Origin of the sequence: Pedobacter sp. N36a (assembly GCF_014472395.1) — a bacterium.
Lineage (GTDB): Bacteria > Bacteroidota > Bacteroidia > Sphingobacteriales > Sphingobacteriaceae > Pedobacter.
On record NZ_JACSZW010000009.1, the window covers coordinates 53,105 to 70,763 of the forward strand.

11 protein-coding genes are annotated in these 17,659 nt (G+C 40.1%); 7 read left to right on the forward strand and 4 right to left on the reverse strand.

Translation table 11 applies throughout. The annotated features are described in order from the left end of the window. Position 1: 1 nt before the first annotated feature. The gene (locus H9X96_RS17270; RefSeq protein ID WP_370576754.1) at positions 2–2,440 is read right to left on the reverse strand and encodes a penicillin acylase family protein; all 2,439 of its coding nucleotides are present in this window, start codon (positions 2,438–2,440) and stop codon (positions 2–4) included. A 196-nt stretch (positions 2,441–2,636) separates the two neighbouring features. Between H9X96_RS17270 and H9X96_RS17275 the strand changes: the two genes are divergently transcribed. From H9X96_RS17275 to glgB, 3 genes are all read left to right on the forward strand, one after another. Further along, positions 2,637–5,525: a TonB-dependent receptor gene (locus H9X96_RS17275; protein WP_187667491.1), complete on the forward strand. Its 2,889-nt coding sequence runs from the start codon at positions 2,637–2,639 to the stop codon at positions 5,523–5,525. A 179-nt stretch (positions 5,526–5,704) separates the two neighbouring features. Further along, on the forward strand, positions 5,705–8,176 hold the full coding sequence (locus H9X96_RS17280) for a glycoside hydrolase family 31 protein (RefSeq protein ID WP_187667492.1): 2,472 nt from the start codon (positions 5,705–5,707) through the stop codon (positions 8,174–8,176). A 23-nt stretch (positions 8,177–8,199) separates the two neighbouring features. Continuing rightward, complete coding sequence (glgB, locus tag H9X96_RS17285; protein ID WP_187667493.1) at positions 8,200–10,185, forward strand: 1,4-alpha-glucan branching protein GlgB; 1,986 nt, start codon at positions 8,200–8,202, stop codon at positions 10,183–10,185. An 80-nt stretch (positions 10,186–10,265) separates the two neighbouring features. Here glgB and H9X96_RS17290 read toward each other — a convergent pair whose 3' ends face one another. Beyond that, positions 10,266–10,793, reverse strand: a complete 528-nt coding sequence (locus tag H9X96_RS17290) for a hypothetical protein (RefSeq protein WP_187667494.1) — start codon at positions 10,791–10,793, stop codon at positions 10,266–10,268. A 542-nt stretch (positions 10,794–11,335) separates the two neighbouring features. Between H9X96_RS17290 and H9X96_RS17295 the strand changes: the two genes are divergently transcribed. Then, on the forward strand, positions 11,336–12,577 hold the full coding sequence (locus H9X96_RS17295; protein ID WP_187667495.1) for an MFS transporter: 1,242 nt from the start codon (positions 11,336–11,338) through the stop codon (positions 12,575–12,577). A 22-nt stretch (positions 12,578–12,599) separates the two neighbouring features. On the opposite strand, the gene H9X96_RS17300 is transcribed toward H9X96_RS17295, so the two are convergent. Beyond that, complete coding sequence (locus tag H9X96_RS17300; protein ID WP_187667496.1) at positions 12,600–14,390, reverse strand: alpha-L-fucosidase; 1,791 nt, start codon at positions 14,388–14,390, stop codon at positions 12,600–12,602. A gap of 175 nt (positions 14,391–14,565) precedes the next feature. On the opposite strand from H9X96_RS17300, the gene H9X96_RS17305 reads away from it, so the two are divergent. Then, entirely contained in the window at positions 14,566–15,651 is a 1,086-nt protein-coding gene (locus H9X96_RS17305; RefSeq protein WP_187667497.1) for an acyltransferase, read from the forward strand. Between the two features lie 94 nt (positions 15,652–15,745). Here H9X96_RS17305 and H9X96_RS17310 read toward each other — a convergent pair whose 3' ends face one another. Next, positions 15,746–16,066, reverse strand: a complete 321-nt coding sequence (locus H9X96_RS17310; protein WP_187667498.1) for a helix-turn-helix domain-containing protein — start codon at positions 16,064–16,066, stop codon at positions 15,746–15,748. A gap of 354 nt (positions 16,067–16,420) precedes the next feature. On the opposite strand from H9X96_RS17310, the gene H9X96_RS17315 reads away from it, so the two are divergent. Further along, on the forward strand, positions 16,421–16,864 hold the full coding sequence (locus H9X96_RS17315) for a hypothetical protein (RefSeq protein ID WP_187667499.1): 444 nt from the start codon (positions 16,421–16,423) through the stop codon (positions 16,862–16,864). A 215-nt stretch (positions 16,865–17,079) separates the two neighbouring features. Next, entirely contained in the window at positions 17,080–17,547 is a 468-nt protein-coding gene (locus H9X96_RS17320; protein ID WP_222943928.1) for a hypothetical protein, read from the forward strand. The last annotated feature ends 112 nt before the right edge of the window (positions 17,548–17,659 follow it).

Below are 17,659 nucleotides of genomic sequence, written 5' to 3' on the forward strand. Positions count from 1 at the left end.
CTTATTTTTTGGTTATTTTTAAGGTAGAAATTATTTTGGCAGCAGGATCATTTGGGCTTTGCATGAAATAAAGATCATACAATTTGCCACTGGCCCAGGTATCGATCATGTTGTCATAGAAGCGGCTTCCAGGATTTCCTGATTGTCCACCAGGAAACACCCCATGTCCTTTAGGATTTTTACCCAGCTCGATGACCATTCTCCAGGAAGGACCGTTCGTTTCACTGAGGGCATTGATGGTCATTTTTCCACCTCCTGTCATCAATACTTTAGAACCAAAACCGGGGATTTTGGCAAGGTGTGGCACATTGCTATGTTTCACATTTGCCCAGGCCCATTCCATGCTGATGGCACCATATTTTCTTTCCAGACTGTCGCAGGCATATTTGAAGGCTTCATTTACTGCGTCATTCAATGTTTCTTTTGCTGGGGTATTGACGTTATCAAACCATTTGGAATTCGGTTCCTTTTGGATCAGCTGAACGGTACGATCTCTGGATGGGAAGCGCATTGGAACAGCATCCACGGTAAATTCATCATTCCAGATATTGAACATCAGTCTTTTTGTCCATAGGTCGAATATGCTGGCTGCAACAGATTGGGCGCCATAATATTTGTTCCATCCGGAAGTGATCCTAAAAGCTTCTTTTTGTGTCGCATTGAGTCCTGGCTGATCAACAAGCGGGAGGATATAAGGCAGGATGTTTTGTGCGTAGATACTGTAAGCATCCGTTTGCATTAGGCGGATGCTGTCAGCAGTAGCTTTAGTCATCGCAGAAAGGCGGTCGTTGATTCTTTTGCCGCGTTCATAAGGACTGAATTCCCAATTGATATAGTAGGGGTAAGTTTGATCTGTAGAAGATTGATTGGCAGAGCTGACAAAGTTTCTTGAAGGGTTTTTAACCGTTGGATTCTGCGAGGGAGGAATCCATCCTTGCCAGTCATTTTTAGGATCTGTTCCGTCTAAGATAAATTTCCCCTGGTCTTTCCATTTCAAAGGGAATTTACCATTTGCGGTGATGGAAATGTCATTATCCGCGGAAGCGAATACAAAGTTCTGTGCTGGTGCAGTGTAATAAGTCAGGGCATTTCTGTAATCGTTGTAGTTTTTACCTCTGTTTAATAAGTAAAAAGTTTTTAGCTCATTGGATTTCTCATGTGCGATCCAGCGGAGGGCATTTCCAATCGGCACATTTGCAGCTTTAGAGAAATCTTTAGGCTTTTGCAGGTAAACTACAGGGCCATGGTGAGTATAGAATACGGTGTCAACTTCCGTTTTTTCTCCCAGAATCTTAATCTTTTCCAAACGCGTGCTGGTATTTTTCCATTGGTTGTCATACCAGTAGCTTTTATGGGTATTGTCCTTGAACTTGATCTGGTAGAAATCTAACACATCTGCGGCCACATTGGTGACACCCCAGGCAATGTTTTGGTTGAAGCCGATTACGATTCCTGGTGCCCCAGGAAGGGATACTCCGTAGGCATTTAAGCCAGGTGCATGGAGTTGGATCTGATACCAGATGGAAGGCAGGGTCAGGTCCAGATGGGGATCATTTGCCAGGATAGGAGATCCGGAAAGTGTTTTTGCTCCTGATATTGCCCAGTTATTACTGCCGATACCTTCAATTTTCTCCTGAGTTTTGATGTTCGCAGTATTCATTTCTGTAAATGCAGCAGGAGGTGTAGGAATTGGCAGTGGTTTAAAATCCCATTTGGTGCCTACAGGGATAATCGGGTCTTCTTTGAAAGGGTAATCTGGAAATAAATCTTTGACTACTTCGGTGCCAAATTTCTTCCGGATATTCGTCATGTAAAACTCGTCGGAGCCCATGGCCAGCACTGCCGACATCTGTTTTAATAATAATGCACATTTCAATGGGGTCCAGTCTTCTGGTTTAAAATCTAATATTTTGTATTCTAAAGGCAGTTTTGCCGGATTTAGACTGCTGATATAAGCGTTGATACCTGCAGTATAAGCAAGGATCATTTCTTTAGATTTCGGGTCTGCCATCATGCCTTCCAGCGATTTCTCTGCGCCATACACCATACCCATTCTGCGTTGGTACCGATCAAGTTCTATGGCTTTTTTGCCGACTACTTCTGATAAGCGTCCGGCAGCATAACGTGTTTGAAAATCCATTTGCCATAAACGATGCATTGCAGTTACATAGCCCTGTGCATAATATACATCATGGTCGTTTTGCGCAAATATATGAGGGATCATACGGTCGTCAAACGCAATATCTACGTTTTTCAGGGTTCCTTTCAATGCTAGATTTGTTTTTGAGGAAATCGCTTTATTTTCCGCGTTTTGCCAAAATCCTGTGAAAGGATTCAGAAATTTAAGTAGTGGAGGGGTATTCCCAAACTTCGTATTCAAGGCATAGGCGAGGAGTATGGGAATAATCACGCAAACCAAGGCTTTTAATTTATTCATCATGATTGAATTAAATGTACGCTTTATCTTTTCAATAAAAGGGAATAGATTTTTTATGCTTTTGCAATTTAACATAAAACTTAATTCATTTAAAATGAAAATTAGATTTCGTCAATTAAACTGTGTACAAAATTCAGTTTGGATAATTAAAAAATTGTATTAATTTTAAGATAAATTAACCAATTATAAATTCTCGAGTATGAGCAAAACTTTTACAAAAACGATCCTCACGTTTTTATTGCTGTGTATGACCGCCGTATTTGCACAGGCACAAAATGTGATCATTAGTGGAACAATTACTGATAAAAACACTAAGGAGCCAATACCAGGTGTTGGGATTACCATTAAAGGCACTACCTCCGGCACTGCAACAGATATTAATGGGAAGTACAATTTTAGTACCTCACAGAAAGCTCCCTTTATTTTGGTCATTTCCTATGTAGGTTATGCACCTATCGAAAAGCAAATCACTGGAAACGCATCAAATGTAGACGCAGCAATGGAACAAGTAGGTATTCTAGGACAAGAAGTGGTAATTTCTGCTTCGAGAACACCAGAACGTATTTTGGAATCTCCGGTTTCAGTGGAAAGAATGGGCGCTACAGCCATCAAAGAAATTGCCGCGCCGTCCTTCTATGATGCTTTATCGAATATGAAAGGGGTGGAGATGAGTACGCAGAGTTTAACTTTTAAATCTATCAATACCAGAGGATTTAACTCTAATGGAAATACACGTTTCAATCAATATGTGGATGGAATGGATAATCAAGCACCAGGATTGAATTTTTCTGTGGGTAATATTGTTGGGATCAACGACCTTGATGTTGACAATGTAGAGCTCTTACCAGGTGCTTCATCTGCATTGTATGGTGCAGGGGGGATTAGTGGTACTATGCTGATCACTTCAAAAAACCCTTACGATTATCAGGGTGCTAGTTTTCAATATAAAAGCGGGATCAACCATGTGAATGATGGTACTACTGATGTACAGCCTTTCAATCAGCTGGATGTTCGTGTAGCAAAAGCATGGAACAATAAGTTTGCGTTTAAAGGAAGTTTCTCCTTCCTGCAGGCAGAAGATTGGCACGCCAACAATTATACCGATTTTGACCGTGCTGCACGTAAGGTGAAAGAAGGTAATAGAATTTCAGATCCTAACTATGACGGGATTAACGTATATGGAGACGAAGTCAGTCAGAATATGAAAAATGTGGCTCAAGCGGCTATAAACGCTGGAACTGCTGGTTTCGTACAACAGGCCTTGGGTCTTGCAACTGCGCCAACAGCCGCTCAGATTGCTGGGTTTAAATCTAATCCTGCTGGTTTAGCCGCTTTAAATGGCTTTCTAGGTACTGACCCAAGGTTCAGACCCTTTGTTGCAGGATTGGCAAATCCAGCATTACTCCCGGATCAGGCGGTATCCAGAACAGGTTATGATGAGGTAAATCTGGTAGATTATAAAACACAGTCGCTGAAAGCTTCCGGTGCATTGCACTATCGTTTCTCGCCAACCATTGAGGCGATTGCACAGGCCAACTGGGGAACTGGAACATCCGTATATACAGGTTCAGACCGTTATTCGCTGCGTAATTTCAGCATCGGACAATATAAACTGGAATTAAAAGGCCAGGATTTCTTCTTAAAAGGATATACCACTCAGGAGCGTTCCGGAGATTCTTATATCTCTTCTATTTTGGGCAGTTATATCAATGAATCTTCTAAGAAATCGACAGATTGGTTTCCTGAATATGTAGGGAATTTTATAGGTGCAAAAGCATCAGCTCCGGGTGTTACGGATGCTCAGGCCCATGCTGCGGCAAGAGCTGCGGCGGATAGGGGCAGGTTTCAACCAGGGTCTCCTGAGTTTGAGGCTGCAAAAGATAAGATTATGAATACCACTATCGCCAGTACAGATTTTAAGAAAGGCGTTTACGGAGCTAAGTTCAATGATAAAACAAATTTGTATCATTATGAAGGCATGTACAATTTCACTAATGCATTGAATAATGTAGTGGAATTACAGGTAGGTTCTTCTTACCGAATGTATCAGTTAAGATCTGGCGGTACAATTTTCGACGATCTGAACAACAGTATCGACATCAATGAATATGGCGCTTTTGCTCAGATCGGTAAGAAATTCTTTAATGAAAAGGTGAAATTAACCTTCTCTGGCCGTTATGATAAAAGCTCTAATTTTGATGGCAGGTTTACTCCAAGGATCACTGGTGTATTTACTGTTGCGCCAAATAATAACATCCGCGTTTCTTATCAGACCGGTTACCGTAACCCCACCACACAGAATCAGTATATAGATTTATCTGTTGGCGGTGGTTCTCAGCGATTGATTGGTGGCTTACCAGCAAGCTTGAACAAGTATGAATTATTGACCAATAAGCCCTATACAGATGTGAGTTACCGTGCATTTTTAGCATCTGCTTCAGCAGGTGCGCCAAATCCAGCTTTATTAAAAGCTTATGATTTTGATGTTAAAGGTGTTCGCCCGGAAAGTGTACAGGCTTATGAGCTGGGCTACAAAGGTCTGTTAGGCCCGAAAGTCCTGATTGATGCTTACGCTTATTACAGCATTTATAAAGATTTCATTACTGCTGTTGATGTGTATCAGAACAAAGATGGTGCTTTCACCAAGTTTGGAGTTCCGGTAAACGCGAAAGGAGAAGTGAAAACTTACGGTGGTGCCATCGGTCTGGATTACCTGATTGGTAAATATAATTTGAGTGGTAACGTTTCTTATAACAAGATCGGCGATCTTCCTGATGATTATATCAATGATTTCAATACACCAGAATTCCGTTACAACTTGGGATTTGGCAATAGAGAAATCATCAAAAATGTAGGTTTTAACGTGAATTGGCGCTGGCAAGGTAAATTCTACTGGAACTCTTCATTTGCTTCCGGAGAAGTACCTGCATTCAGCACGCTTGATGCACAGCTGAACTTTAAAATCCCTTCAGTGAACTCCATGATTAAAATTGGAGGATCTAACGTATTGAATAAATACTACTTCACTTCTTATGGTAATCCTTCTGTTGGAGCACTGTATTATGTGTCTTATGTATTCAACCCATAGTCTCTCGTTACTTTAAATTTGAGAAACCCTGGCAGGAATGCCGGGGTTTTTTATTCGCTAAGGTTTTAGCTACCAATCGAGAAGCTTAAAATAATCCTTTGGTTTACTGTAAATTTTAACAATCTTAGTTGTACACAATACACGATCTACCAATCTACTACTTATAAAAAACGATTTTAATGGAAGAACAACACGAACAAAGGAGAGAAATAAAAGAGGAGGAGAAAATTCCCGAAATTGTTGAGGACACAATTCAACATTTAAATAATCCGGTTACCGATTTAAAACCTATTGTAAAAAAATATTTGTCTGCGGTGCAGAAGGTAAAGAAAGAGGGGAATAAGTTCTTCTTTTCGGATGGAGATGCTAGAGTAGAAGTGCGGGTAGTGAGCGACGAAATTATCAGGGTAAGATTAGCCCCGCATGGTGTTTTTCTGGATGATTTCTCTTATGCGGTACCTGTAGTCGATCAAAAGGTGACTACTTTTAAAATGATTGAGCTAGAGGATCACTATGCGATTTCTACCAATACCATTACTTGTAAAGTTGCAAAAGCAGATTTTAACATCTCCTTTGTAGAGAACCTGAATCAGATGGTGATGAGCGAAGATGAGGCGCCGATGCACTGGGAGGAAAATGTTGAATTTGGCGGTTACTACGTTTATGCGACTAAGAAATGCCGTGCTGAAGAAAATTTCTTTGGCTTAGGTGATAAATCAGGGAATATGAACCTGAGAGGTCGCCATTTCCAGAATTGGAATACTGATGCGTATTCTTTTGGATGGGACCAGGATCCTTTGTATCGCACCATTCCTTTCTATGTTGGCGTACACCAGCAAGCCGCTTATGGAATTTTCTTCGACAATACCTTCCGTTCTTATTTTGACTTTGGAAAAGAAGATAACCAGAAGACCAGTTTTTGGGCTGATGGCGGTGAATTGCAATATTATTATATCCATGGGCCACACATGATGGACGTGGTTAAAAGATACCAGACCTTAACAGGAACGCATCCTATGCCTCCTAAATGGGCCTTGGGCTACCACCAATGCAGGTGGAGCTACTATCCGGAAAAGAAGGTGAAAGAAATCGCAGATGGTTTCCGCTCCAGAAATATTCCTTGTGATGCGATCTATCTGGATATTGATTATATGGATGGCTACCGTTGTTTTACCTGGAATAAAAACTATTTCCCTGATCCTAAAAGGATGATCAAGGAATTGGCTAATGACGGCTTTAAAACCGTGGTTATGATAGATCCGGGGATTAAAGTGGACGATAATTACTGGGTTTTTAAAGAAGGTAAAGCGCACAATTATTTCTGTAGAAGGAGTGATGATTACTTCATGGAAGGTCATGTATGGCCAGGTAGGTGCCAGTTTCCAGACTTTACCAACCCTGCTGTCAGGGAATGGTGGGGTAATTTATACAAGGAATTAGTAGATATTGGCGTGGCTGGCGTTTGGAATGATATGAATGAGCCTGCAGTTTTCGGTGCAGGGACTTTCCCGAATGATGTAAGGCATAATTATGATGGGTATAGAGGTTCACATCGCAAGGCACATAATGTGTATGGGATGCAGATGGTCCGCTCTACTTACGACGGATTAAAGAAATTGATGCGCAATAAACGTCCTTTTACGATTACCAGGGCAGGTTATTCTGGAATGCAAAGGTATGGTTGTGTGTGGACAGGTGATAACGTGGCGACCTGGGAGCACTTGAAAATGGGCAATATCCAGTGTCAGCGGATGTCGGTTTCCGGCGTACCTTTCTGTGGAACAGATATTGGTGGATTTAGCGGCGAACCAGATGCGGAATTGTTTACACGCTGGATTCAACTGGGTACTTTTTCTCCATTTATGCGCGCACATTCCGCAGGAGATACCGCAGAAAGAGAGCCATGGAGCTTTGGAGAGCCATATACGAGCATCAACCGGACTTTCATCGAGTTGAGGTATAGATTGATGCCTTACTTGTATTCGGTGTTCTGGGAACATCACCGTTACGGTTTCCCTATCCTCAGACCTTTGGTTATGTTGGAGCAGGAAAATGTCGGAAATCATTACCGTCAGGATGAGTTTACTTTTGGAGATAAGATCTTGGTTTGTCCGGTTTTGGAGCAAGGTGCAACTTCAAGAATGGTCTACTTACCGAAAGGTAAATGGTATAATTTCTGGACGCATGAAATCCTCAGCGGGGAAAGTGAACACCTGATCCAGGCGGCTTTAGACCACATGCCGCTATTTGTGCGTGCCGGTTCCGTAATTCCTGAATATCCAGTGATGCAATATGTAGGTGAGAAAAATATCGATGAGGTTTTACTCAATATCTATTATTCAGATTATGAGGTAAATTCATTTTTCTATGAAGATCATGGAGATACATTTGCCTACGAACAAGATATTTATTCGGAGAAAAAGTTTAGCGTAAAAGGAGATGGTCAGAAGCTGAGTATCGAACAAAGTGTAGCCGGACTTTACACACCAAATTATGAGTTATACGATTATACGGTGATCGGAATTCCATTTAAAGTGAACAAAATCACCGTAGATGAGAAGGACGTAAAAGATTATTATATAGATGAACGTAATTGCTTGCGTTTCAAATCCAACAAGAATTTCATGACAGTAAAGATATATGGTGAGTAGGATAACAAATTAAAATCATTTTCATGAGCACATCAGTTAAGCGCAGTTCCGATAAAATAATAGATATTACAGCAGTTCCAGCAGTAGGGCAAAAGCATAAAAGTGTTTGGGTGTATAGCTTATTTACTGATTTTGATGTTTCCTTATTTGTCAGTGGAAAGCACTTCCGACTGTATGAAAAAATGGGGGTTCACCTGCAGCAGGTAGATGGCAGAGAGGGGGCCTACTTTGCCGTATGGGCACCAAATGCACAAAATGTAAGTGTGGTTGGTAATTTTAACCAATGGGATGCCAGTGCTCATCCATTGAATAAGCGATGGGATGCCTCTGGAATTTGGGAAGGTTTTATCCCTGACCTGAAAAATGGAGAGGTTTACAAGTACGGTATTAAAGGTTTTGATGGCCTAGACATCCAAAAAGGTGATCCATTTGCGAGGCATTGGGAGCATCCTCCTAGGACAGCTTCGGTGATTTGGGAAGCTGATTACCGATGGAGGGATAAAAGCTGGTTGAAAAAACGGCCAAAGATAAATGCATTAAATCAGCCACTATCGGTCTATGAACTGCATTTAGGCTCCTGGCAAAGGGACCCTGCAGAACCACAGCGGGTACTCACTTATAAGGAGATTGCCACTAGCCTCGTACCTTATATTTTGGATATGGGTTTTACTCATGTAGAGCTGATGCCCATCATGGAATACCCATATTTTCCTTCCTGGGGCTATCAGATTACCGGATATTTTGCAGCGAGTTCCAGACATGGCACTCCGGAAGAATTGATGTATCTGATTGATGAACTTCATAAACATGATATCGGGGTGATCCTGGATTGGGTACCTTCCCATTTTCCCGGTGATGCACATGGACTTTTTCATTTTGATGGTACTCATTTGTACGAGCATGCGGATATGAGGAAAGGTTTTCACCCAGATTGGAAATCGTACATTTTTAATTATGATAGAAACGAGGTTAGGTCTTTCTTAATCAGCAATGCGATGTTTTGGATGGATAAATTCCATGCAGATGGACTTCGCGTAGATGCAGTCGCCTCTATGCTGTATTTCAACTTTTCAAGAAAAGCAGAAGAAGCGGCGACGAATGAGTTTGGCGGACCGGAAAATCTGGGGGCTATACAGTTTCTTAAGGACTTGAATGAGGCGGTTTATGGCAGCTTTGAGGGGATACATACCATCGCAGAAGAGAGCAGTACCTATCCTGGAGTGACACATCCCTTAAAGGACGGGGGACTGGGTTTTGGGATGAAATGGATGATGGGATGGATGAATGATACCTTGAAGTATTTCAAGAATGATCCGCTGAATCGGAGTTTTCACCATCATCAGTTAACTTTTAGCGCTACTTATGCCTTTACCGAGAAGTTTATGCTGCCTTTTTCACATGATGAGGTGGTACATGGGAAGTCTTCTATGATTTACAAAATGCCTGGTGATGAATGGCAGAAGTTTGCCAACCTGCGACTTTTATATGCCTATATGTTTACGCAGCCAGGAACCAAGCTGCTGTTTATGGGGAATGAATTCGCACAAACACATGAATGGGATTTTAAAAGTTCCCTGGATTGGCATTTAATCCAGCACGCACCTCATCTGGGTATGCAGAATACGGTTAGAGCACTAAATAATTTTTATCGCAGTGAACCAGCACTCTATGAACATAGTTTTTCTTATGAAGGCTTTGAATGGATTAATGCGGATGATACCGATAATTCTGTTTATGTGTACCTGAGGAAAGGGCTTAAAGCGAAAGATACCTTAATCGTTATTTTGAATATGACTCCTGTTTTAAGGGAAAATTACCGGATTGGACTTCCTTTTAAAGCAAAATGGAAAGAGATATTTAATACAGATGCGGAGGAGTTTTTTGGCAGTGGGAAAGGAAATCAAGGCATCTTACTGGCGCCTGAATCTTTAGGCTGTCATGGCCGGGAGTATTCTATTCAATTGCAGCTCCCTCCTTTAGGGGCGATCGTATTGAAACAAGGGAAATAAGTATTTATAGCTCTATTTAAACGACAATAGCCTTCGTATTACGGAGGCTATTGTCGTTTGAAATTAAAGGCTTTACGTTTTTAATCTGGTGATTGAAAGTTGTAAATTACCTGAGAAGTTAATCTCTTTTTGTCTTTTAATCGCTGCAGATTGTCATGCAGTGCACTTTTGTCTTCTATGCCAGTACTGTTTAATAGTGCTTTCTTATAGAATTTGTTGGCTGCTTCCCATCTTTTATCCTGCTCTGCGTAAATTCCCATTTGCTCATAAATACAGCATTTGCAAACTCCTCTAGTAGCGAGGGCTTGCTTGAATACTTGCTCTACTAATCTGGACATCTCTAAAGTGCAGAGCAGTCGTAAATAAGGAAGGTAAGTATCCGGAAATTCCGGATCTAGCTCGATACATTTCTTGTAATAATAGCCCGCAGTTTGATAATTTTTAAGTTTATCCTGATAGATATTCGCGAGGCTGCAGTAGGCTCTTGCATATTCAGGATCTTCCTGGATAATTGCATTTAGTAAATGAAGTGCTTTTGGCGGCTCTCCGAAATTTAATTCTTCAAGCGCTTCCAAATACTTTTCTTCAGTGGTATATAAAATGTCCATAAGGAATTGTGTCGTTTTTAATCCGATAAGAAAAATTCGGGTGTTATGAAATCGTTATTATTGATGCTGCCTGAATATCAGCAGGGATAAAAAGGATATTCCATGCCTATCCGATGCAGGCAAGCCACTGGACTGCTGCTGATAAACGGTAGGTGTGGATATGGTAACATGGCCTTTTTTCTACGAAGATAAGGATATGTGGCTTAATATCAAAACGTTTGGTTTTCCTGAGGTCTGTTCCTCATTGATTGGGCGTAAAATATGATTTTATTTAGGAACACAAAATTGAAACCAAACCTGTATTCTATTGAATCAGACTGACACCATTTTCGGGCAAAGCAAGCGAATCTAAGTTGTAGATGCTTTTAGAGGATTTGCCCTGATCCCGATTTTTTTAGTACATAATAGGTTGGTTAAATGCGCTGGGTAAAGAGGTTTTTAGCAAAAAAATCAGGCTGCAATAGGTTTTATATAAAAATGAAATTATTAATCATGGAATTGTTACATTAGAAATAGATTTCAACAAACCAACCATTACCTAAATGACCACCACTACTAAAGAAAAAAGCGCTTGGGCTTATTTGCTGAGTGCACCAGTAATTGTAGCCTCCCTTGGCTATTTTGTAGACATCTATGATTTACTTTTATTCGGTATTGTCAGGATTCCCAGCTTAACTGAATTGGGCCTTGATGAAGCTGCGCGCTCTATTGAAGGAGCCAGTATCATCAATTGGCAGATGACAGGTTTGCTGTTGGGTGGAATTTTATGGGGGGTATTGGGTGATAAAAAGGGTCGGTTATCTGTTCTTTTCGGTTCTATTATCACTTACTCTATCGCCAATTTTGCATGTGGATTTGTACAAGATGTTTTGGTATATAAGATCTTGCGTTTTATAGCAGGAATAGGTTTAGCAGGAGAGCTTGGTGCTGGGATTACACTGGTATCTGAAAGTTTACCAAAAAAACTGAGGGCATTAGGAACTTCCCTGGTAGCAGGGGTAGGATTACTAGGTGCAGTAGTTGGTTATTTTACTGTAGAACTCTTCAGCTGGCGAAATGCCTATTTTATTGGCGGAGGAATGGGAATTCTGTTACTATTCCTTCGGATCGGTGTTTTTGAATCTGGAATGTTTCATGCCATGAAGGCCAAACAGCAATTGACTAAGGGTAATTTTCTGTCTTTCTTCACTAAAAAAAGCAGGTTGATTTTATATCTAAAATGCATCGGTGTGGGCTTGCCTACCTGGTTCGTGATCGGTATTCTGGCTACATTCAGCAATGAGATCGGTAAAGCTTTACATATTTCTGAAGCGATAAAACCTGGATTAGCGGTGATGTGGTGTTATGTTGGACTCGCTGCAGGAGATTTAGTCAGTGGTGTCATCAGTTATTGGCTGGAATCAAGGCGTATGGCTGTGGCTTATCTGATGTTGTTTGCCGCTGTTGGAAGCCTGATTTTTCTGTATGGCGGCATTTCAACAACAAAGGGGGTGTATGCCATGTGTTTATGGGTAGGATTTGGAATCGGCTATTGGGCGATGTTCGTGACAATTGGTGCGGAGCAATTCGGCACAAATGTACGAGCAACTGCGGCGACGACTATCCCAAATATGGTACGCGGAACTGTAGTACTGATGACTACCGGTTATACTTTTTTAAAACCCCATGTGATGGAAATTAATGCGGCGGCAGTTATTGGCTTGCTTTGTTTTGGAATAGGTTTTTACTGCATTAAAACCATTCCTGAAACCCATCATAAGGATCTGGACTTCGTAGAAGACTAAAGCCTTATGAGGTAGAACATACTTATTTGATGGGCTGAACAATTACGGATTTCAGTTTGAATAGTTCTTTGGAGTTATTTGCTTCAGGTCTTAAGTTCAAGGTATATATTCCTGGTTTTAGAATGGAGATTGTGGCTACAGGGTGCTTAATAAAGAGCAAAGGTTTGCTGGAACTGTATTCAGAAGTCCTTAAAGTTTGAAATTTATAGGTTTTATGGTCAAATTCTATAATCCCTTCTTGTTTTGCACTAGCCTCCGGACAAGCATACTCCAGCTGTATTTTATAGTCTCCAGCTGCTGTGATGTTAAATTGGAAAGTTGTTTGGTCTTCTGGTTTAACCATATCTGTGATACAGGCGGTATGCTTCCAGTCGCCAAAATAATGACTGTACGTTAAGGTCTGCATTTTCGCAGCCCCGGTTGTTTTAGAATGAACTACCTCCAGCATATTGTTAGGGTAGGAAGCTGAAACAATGGGAATGTTGTGAAGGTACCCGTCATTCAGCTGGCCATTAAAGGCAACTTCAATAACTGCATGGTAAGGGTCAGTTTTCAAGGGAAGATCTATATAAAGTATTTGATTTTTAATTTCATATTTCAATGTAGTTTTGCTGCCAATCTGGACAATATTTGTCAATTTAACATTGATTCCTGGAACCCTGATTTTTCCATTTTCCGGAGGATTAAGGATATGCAGGAACAGCTTTCCTGGTTTAGAAGTGGTTACACCCCATGGTTGGGCCGGGACAAGGCCATAGGTACTTCCATAAATGCTTTGCCCATTTTTCTTTAGCCATTTTCCAGTCTCCCTAAGGTATTTCGCGGAGTAATACGGAATATTTCCTTCTCCATCCGGACCAACATTGAGCATCAGATTTCCTCCTTTGGAAGCTACATTGGCCAATAGCTGCGTGATTTCCTCGGGTGTTTTGAAATTCATATCATGACTGATATAGCCCCAGGAATCGTTATGAGTATAAATAGATTCCCAGGCACCTTTAATCGGTGTTGCCGGAACTTCAGAATCGCCGAAAGTACGGTAATCCCCTAATCCCTGTCCCACACGACTACTAAAAAGGCTTTTTGGCTGTAAGGTATGCATTTCATCAACTAAGTCCTGTGTTTGCTGCTGGGTCAATCCTCCGGGCATATCAAACCACACCAGGCCCAAGTCGCCATAATTGGTCAGGAGTTCCTTAAGCTGAGGAATGGATTTCTCCTTATAGTATTTTAAGTAATCTTTGTCGGCTTCTTTAAAGTCCCATTTATTGCCGCCACCATTTGGCTCGTGCCAATCTAGAAATTGAGAATAATAAAAGCCAAATTGAATCCCTCTTTTTCTTGTCGCATTGGCTAATGCTTTCATAGGATCCTTGCCATAAGGCGATGCTTTTACGATGTTGAAATCACTTACTTTAGAATCATACATCGCGAAACCTTCATGGTGTTTTGCAGTAATGACCATATATTTGATCCCTGCATCTTTCGCCAGGTCTGCCCATTCATCGGCATTAAATTTTTGCGGGTTAAAACTCTTGGCCACCTGTTCATAGGCCTTTGCCGAAATCTTAGCCTGGTTCATCAGCCACTCACCGCTGCCATAATAATCTTTGCGCTCCCATACCCCTGCCAATTTAGAATATAATCCCCAATGGATGAACAGACCGAATTTGGCATCTTTGAACCATGAAGCATTTGGATTTTCTTTTTCAGTACTGCTTTTATCCCATCTTTCGATGTCCTGAGCATAGGATGAACACATTGTGGAGAAAAATAAAAACAAGTAAATGGAGGATTTTTTTAGTTCATTCATATTTGGGTATCAATTGATGGTTAGTCGATTACTAAGATACGTTCCATGGTTTTTAATAGTTATTCATTTATAGCCAATCATTAAACGGTATTGGCAAGATCTACCTGTTTATAAGAAAAGCTTGATAGTTTGCGTTAAATGATTTAGGTTTATCCTCCCAAAGTAGGGTTAGGATATGGAAGACCAATTAAGAACAGAGCAGGCGATATTGAAGTATAAGGAGAAGATTAACTGGCTGGATTTACTAAAAGTGATTGCCGTTTTTATGGTCATCGTGGCGCATGCTAATGATTGTATCATCTTAAATCAGGATGGTAATTTTAATTTTGAATGGGGAACATATATTGGTGCCCTTTATCGTTTTACGGTTCCTTTATTTGTATTGATTTCTGGAGTTCTACTGTTGCCAACCAAATTGAATGCCCTCGAATTTTATAAAAAAAAACTCTGGAGAATCCTTCCGGCACTGTTGTTTTGGGGCGTCGCTTATGTGTGGTTTGATGGCTTGGTATTAAATCAAAAATCATGGAATAAAATTTGGATGGATATCATTCGGTTACCCCTTAGCTTTGGCGATGCTTCCCCGCATTTATGGTATTTGTACATGCTGGTTGGCCTTTACCTGATTATTCCTATCATCTCTCCCTGGGTTGCTAAAGCCACAAAAAAAGAGATGGAGTTGGTATTGGCTATTTTTATTTTCTCGACTTTCATCCCTTATCTGAGATTTTTAACCGGATTAGCTTTTGGCGTATCTGACTGGAATGAATTCCATTCCTTTTACTATTTATCAGGCTTTATTGGTTATTTACTGATGGGATACTACCTGTATATCTATCTGCCAGGCTGGAGTACGCTGACAAAAAGGGTGACAGGTGCTGTTTTATTTTTAACGGGTTACGGTATTACTTATTACCTCACCATAAGCGTCCCTTTTTCTATTCCAAATATTGAAATGGTTTGGTATTACTGCTCCCCAAACGTACTATTGGAAGCAGTAGGAGTGTTTTTAATGGTGGAGGGCATGACAGTGAAGACCGGTATCTTCACAAAGATAATTCAAGCTATTGCCAAGTATTCATTTGGCATTTATTTAATACACTACTTCTTTGTAGTCGTTATTTTCAGATACCTTGCCGTTCGGTTTGACCTTCATCCAGGATTAAATGTATTGGTATCCTGTGTAATGACTCTATTGCTTTCCTTTGCAGCAGTTTGGCTGCTGACGAGATTAAAGTGGATGCAAAAATTGCTGATGTAACCTTTAATATTTTTCCTTAGGCTTCTCCGATAGTGTTTTGATCTTTCTGTCCTCTATCGGAGAGGCATTTTAGGCTTTTATATTTAATGGAGGTCTACTGATCCTTTTTATCTTTTTCTACTAGTCTTTTTATCAGTTGTATGATGAGTCCCATATCGCTGTTATTTTCTATATCATGCCTACTACTGATGTTTTGTACACCCAGTTCAGGATTAAGCTTTTTGAATAGACTGAGCTTTACATTTAGAATTTTCGCAATTCTTAGGAGTGAGTCATCCCCAATGTTATTCCTCTGTTCCATTTTTGAAACGGCTTGCTGGCTAATGCCTAGTGCTTTAGCTAATGTGGTTTGTTTCATTCCGTAATAGCCGCGAATTCGGCTTAAGTTTCTTCCTAAATGAGGTTTCTTGATCATCTTGTTAATGGTAAGTTATAGTGGTTTCCTGAATATCTAACGGATTAAGCAATTGTAAAAAACAACCGATTTGTTGTTAATTACAACCTCATTTTATTCCTTAAATATCTATATTGTTTATACTTTTGGTTAATTAAAACGTAAAATATGACAATTATCAGCAAAAGGAGAGAAAAGGGACTAAAAACTACCTATTTAAATTTTGATCTAATTTATTTCATACAATTGAAGAGGATAGCTTCCCAATTTTCGCAGGAAGAACTTTCCTTTTTATTGGGTAGGAAAAAGGGATTTGTTGCAGATCGGGAATCATTTAAACTGAATAAGGAACTATGGCTGGGAGATGTGTCTGCCATGGCAAAGATATTTAATTGTCACACTGTTGATTTTTTTAGAAGCATCGAAGGCATTCCCAAAGAAATCAAATTATGGGCAGTACAATCAAGACAGGGCGATTATATTCAATATCAGGTTTTCCAACTCCATGAAGAACAACCTATGGAACTATTGTACATGTTGAATGAAATGGATCCTTTGAAACGGTATCATGAAAATGAAGCTGTTACTTTTCTTCACCATGCTAGAATTGAACTTAGCCATTTAATGATGGAAGATTTTTTCAACAATCAGCCAAAAACACCTCTGGAAATTTTTTCTGTGTGTAGAAATCGCGCTGGAAACTTGATTAGAGCAGTATTTTTAGAACAGGCACTGAATGAATATTTAGGGGAAGCTAATGGACAGGGTTTAAAGCGGTACAAGCATAAGGATATGGGATTTGTTTATGAAGCGGTATAGTTTTCATGATATGGTTTGTGATTTCCATCGCTCCCTGATTAACTTTTATGACGCTTATGGTGATAATGAGCGTTTTTGGAGGAGAGAAAATAATGAGCTAATTGAATAATATTTTGATATTTTAGTAAGGCCTTATCTTTAATGGTATCACAAGGGCAGCATTAAAAGATCGCCTGACCAAAAAAGCGCTAAAATTCTTAAACTCAAACAACCATATGAACCTAAAATTTAGCTTAATTATCCTCAGTTCGGCACTGATTCCGGTATTAAAATTTATGAGTGCTGAAGATCAGACCGTAAAAAATTTACCTATTCAGGGCAGCTGGCAACTTGTATCGGGCGTGACAATTGAAAAGGGAAAATCCACATTCACCGATTATAAAAAAGACATGAAGCAAATCAAGATCATCAACGGGACTCATTTTGCTTTTTTTAACCATGATTTAAAACAGGGGAAAGACCCCAAACCTGTTTTTGTAGCAGGTGGCGGGAAATATACTTTAAAGGGAAATGAGTATACAGAACATCTGGAATATTGCAATTACAGAGAATGGGAGCATAAGACCTTCAATTTTAAACTGACGATGAAAGGGGATACCTTGATTCAACGGGGATTAGAAAAGGATGATAAAATCGGTGTCGACCATGAGATTATTGAAAAATATGTAAGGTTAAAGGATTAGTAGCAGCTATTACGTTAATTCGTGCCAGGATGAACTTTGGTCTGTTCATCCTGATATTAACTCGAAAACCCCACTATATTTTTTATATCGAAGCATTTGCGCTACCTTTGTC

Excerpts from the sequence above, each read along its gene's own strand:
- glgB (WP_187667493.1), top strand. The coding sequence starts at position 8,200 with ATGAGCACATCAGTTAAGCGCAGTTCCGATAAAATAATAGATATTACA.
- H9X96_RS17280 (WP_187667492.1), top strand. The coding sequence starts at position 5,705 with ATGGAAGAACAACACGAACAAAGGAGAGAAATAAAAGAGGAGGAGAAA.
- H9X96_RS17270 (WP_370576754.1), bottom strand. The coding sequence starts at position 2,440 with ATGATGAATAAATTAAAAGCCTTGGTTTGCGTGATTATTCCCATACTC.
- H9X96_RS17300 (WP_187667496.1), bottom strand. The coding sequence starts at position 14,390 with ATGAATGAACTAAAAAAATCCTCCATTTACTTGTTTTTATTTTTCTCC.
- H9X96_RS17320 (WP_222943928.1), top strand. The coding sequence starts at position 17,080 with ATGAACCTAAAATTTAGCTTAATTATCCTCAGTTCGGCACTGATTCCG.
- H9X96_RS17295 (WP_187667495.1), top strand. The coding sequence starts at position 11,336 with ATGACCACCACTACTAAAGAAAAAAGCGCTTGGGCTTATTTGCTGAGT.
- H9X96_RS17310 (WP_187667498.1), bottom strand. The coding sequence starts at position 16,066 with ATGATCAAGAAACCTCATTTAGGAAGAAACTTAAGCCGAATTCGCGGC.
- H9X96_RS17275 (WP_187667491.1), top strand. The coding sequence starts at position 2,637 with ATGAGCAAAACTTTTACAAAAACGATCCTCACGTTTTTATTGCTGTGT.
- H9X96_RS17290 (WP_187667494.1), bottom strand. The coding sequence starts at position 10,793 with ATGGACATTTTATATACCACTGAAGAAAAGTATTTGGAAGCGCTTGAA.
- H9X96_RS17305 (WP_187667497.1), top strand. The coding sequence starts at position 14,566 with ATGGAAGACCAATTAAGAACAGAGCAGGCGATATTGAAGTATAAGGAG.
- H9X96_RS17315 (WP_187667499.1), top strand. The coding sequence starts at position 16,421 with ATGGCAAAGATATTTAATTGTCACACTGTTGATTTTTTTAGAAGCATC.